The following is a 3,159-nucleotide window of genomic DNA, read 5'->3' on the forward strand; positions in this document are numbered from 1 at the left end:
CCGTCCGGCGAGAAGTACGCCTCGGTGAACTGCGGGCTGTTGTCGAGCTTCGGCATCGGTCCTTCGTTCGTCAGGCGGTCGGCCATGTACGCGCCCGAGACGAGGTCGTGGTAGAACACGACGCCCGGATAGAACGTCTTCGCATCGAACGCGTAGAGCGTCGTGGCAACGTTGGTGCGCCAGAGCTGGCCGCGCGCATCATAGTTGTCGGCGAGCAGCGTGATCCACGAATCCTCGTCGAGGTACAGCACGCGCTTGGCGTACTGATGGCGATAGCCGTTCTTCAGCGACGCCTGCAGCACCCACACGCGATGCAGTTCGTAGCGGATATAGGACGGGTTCTCGTGGCCCTTGCCGAGCAGGTCGCCGTACTTGACCGAGGTGTCCATCGCCTTGTAGTTGTCGTACGGCACGTAGATCTCGCGCTTGCCGAGAATCTTCCAGTCGTAGCGGTCGCCCGAGCCGTTGAAGAGACGGTCGTCGTCGACGGTGCGGAAGCCGCCCGGCCCCATCGGCTGGTCGTAGCCGTATTCGGGCGCCTGCCGCACGCGCCGCGTGCCGGGGTTGTACATCCACGTGCGCGACGCGTTGTCCGCGCCGGCCTTGTCCCAGTTCGTGAACGACAGGATCAGCGAGCCGCGGTCGGACAGCGGCAGGTCGGTGGCGACGCGCGCATAGGTGCGGTTGTTCAGGTCGCTCTTCACGTCGTACTTGCCGACGTTGCGCGGCGAGTAGATGTCGTAGCGCACCTTGCCCCAGGCGATGTTGCCGTCGGAATAGACGACCGCCTGGTCGTAGGTTGCCTGTTCGGTGCCGATCGCCGACGACATGCGCTGGTTCCACAGCAGCTCGGTGGCGCTCTTCGGGATCGGGTACGGCACCTGCGGCGGCGCGTTGGTGAGCCCGTTCGCGTCGGACGTCATCGTCGAGTCGGGCGCGTAGGTGCGGATGTCCTTGTAGACGGCATCCGTATAGCGGAAATCGCGATGGCTCGGATAGACGACGATCTTGAAGGTGGCCGGATAGCGCTTGAACATGGCCTTCTGGCCGTCGGTCAGGTGCTCGGCGTATTGCGCCATGTTCTCCGCGGTGATCGTCGCGACCGGCTTGTCGCTCGCGAACGGGTCGGGGTAGCGGCCGCCGCGCTTGTACTGCACGTCGGGTGGCGTGCCGAGCCACTTGCCCGACCATTCGGGCACGCTGCTGTCCTTGCTGGCGGCGCGTACCGCGCCCATCGGCGTCAGCGGGCCGTCGAGCGCCTTCAGGTCGTCCGGGGACACCTTCGGGAACGACGCCGTCGCGACGACCGCGCACGCGGCCATCACCGATGCGCGCAGGAGGGGGAGATGAATGCGTTTCATGACAATCCTCATCTTGCTGGGTGACGAGCGGCCGGGCCGCTCAGAAGTGGTAGGTCGCCGTGGCGAGCACGTAATCGCGATCGGCGAGCGGCCGCGTGACGGGGTTCGGCGAACCGAGGAACTTCGCGTAGACGAGCGACAGCTGCAGGTTGCTCAGGCGCGTGAAGGTCACGCCGGCCGTCACGCGGTGGTCGCCCTGGCCCGTCAGCGAGCCGAGCGCGCCGGCCAGCGGCGACGTGCCCGTCAGGTCGTGTGCGTAGGTCAGCGGCACGTCGAGATCCCAGCCGTTGAACACGTTCTTGTAGCTGAGCGTCCACGCGACTTCCATCGCGAGCGCGTTGCGCGAATTCGCGAGCGTCGTCGAGCCGTCGAGCGCCGAGATGCTGCCCGCATGCACGTACGTGAGTTCACCGGTCAGCGACTGCGAGTTCGCGAGGAAGCTCGGCCCGATCGAGTAGATGCCGGACAGGTTGGTCTGCAGCACGTTGGCGCGCGTCGACTGCGGGCCGGTGGGCGTGTTGACGAGCACCGCCGCGCCTTGCCGGTACGACACTTCGCCCGCGACGTTCACCGGGCCGACCTGCGTCGAGAAGCTCGCGCCGGTCAGCTTGATGTTGCTGAAATAGGTCTGCTGGTACTGGAGCGTCGGGAAGTACGTCGTGACGACGCTCGGGTTCATGTCGTTGTAGTGCAGGTGGTACAGGCCGAGCTCGGTGTCGCCGAGCACGCGGAAGCGCGCGCCGATCCCCCACTGGTTGCGGGCGCTCGGCTTGTCGTCGGGGCCGCGCGGAATCACCATCCCGCCCGGGCCGATGATGTACTGCGCGCCGGGGCCGGTGACGTCGGAGTAGCTCCAGTACGTGCCGGGCGCGGTCAGCCGGTTCTGCTGGAACGAGAACTGGTAGTACGCGAGCAGGCTGAAGCTCGGTGTGATCTGCCACTGCGTCGAGATCTGCGGCACGGGCAGCAGGATGTCCTTCACCTCGGCGCCAGCCATATATGACTTGGTCGCGTCGGACGGCCCCTGTGCGCCCGCGATGTTCGGGAAGAACAGGCTTTCGCCCCACGCGACGACCTGGTCGCCGACCTTCACGTTCAGGCTCGTCGAGCCGATGTGGAACGTGTTGTATGCATACGCGGCGAGCAGCGTCGTGTGGCCGCCAGACCAGTAGCGTGCGTCGCTCGTGAAGTCGTTGTACTGGCCCGAGTGGTTCACGGTGCCCGGCGCATCGTTGTAGTTCGGGCGGTGATAGGCCTGGTCGTAGAACGTGTCCGCGCGGACGAACACGCCCCAGTCGTCGTGCTTCAGGTTGACTTCGCCGAGCAGGCTGACCTGGTTCTCGATCAGCTTGTTCTTCGCGAAGTTGCGGTCGCCGTCGTCGCCGTTGATGTTCGCCGGCGTGAGGAGATTGCCGCTCGGTGCGCGGGTGCGCATGCCGAGGCCGTAGCTGAGCGTGAACGTGTAGTCCAGCGTCGTGTCGGCGCCAAGGTCGATCGTGCTGCCGGCGTGCGCGCTGGGAACGGCGCACGTCAGCAGCGCGGCGGCCAGCGTCGACAGCGTGGCGGTTGCCCGCTTGTCGGTACGGCGCGAAATCCGTTGATGCATGGTGTCTCCTCTTGGGGGTATCGACGACGGTCGACTGTGTGTGTTGTCGTGAGAGGCAGAGTAGGGAGATCGAGGTAGCAGGGAATCGTCAAAATGAACTAGATGACTTCCCTAGGACTGGCGAACAATTCGCACCGTATGGTTGGCAATGCGTGCGTCAACGCGCGGCCGCCTGCGCGGCCGACAGGAACG

2 protein-coding genes are annotated in these 3,159 nt (G+C 65.7%); both read right to left on the reverse strand.

The features are described from left to right. Positions 1 to 1,361: DUF1329 domain-containing protein (locus JYJ84_RS32530; RefSeq protein ID WP_205170728.1), on the reverse strand; the 1,361-nt coding region annotated here is incomplete at its 3' end. A gap of 40 nt (positions 1,362 to 1,401) precedes the next feature. After that, on the reverse strand, positions 1,402 to 2,967 hold the full coding sequence (locus tag JYJ84_RS32535; RefSeq protein ID WP_122947139.1) for a DUF1302 domain-containing protein: 1,566 nt from the start codon (positions 2,965 to 2,967) through the stop codon (positions 1,402 to 1,404). Positions 2,968 to 3,159: the final 192 nt, after the last annotated feature.

Source organism: Burkholderia sp. LMG 13014 (genome assembly GCF_905232215.1).
Taxonomy (GTDB): domain Bacteria; phylum Pseudomonadota; class Gammaproteobacteria; order Burkholderiales; family Burkholderiaceae; genus Burkholderia.

Bases quoted from the DNA above. Each gene is read 5' to 3' on its own strand.
- JYJ84_RS32535 (WP_122947139.1), bottom strand. From the start codon at position 2,967: ATGCATCAACGGATTTCGCGCCGTACCGACAAGCGGGCAACCGCCACG.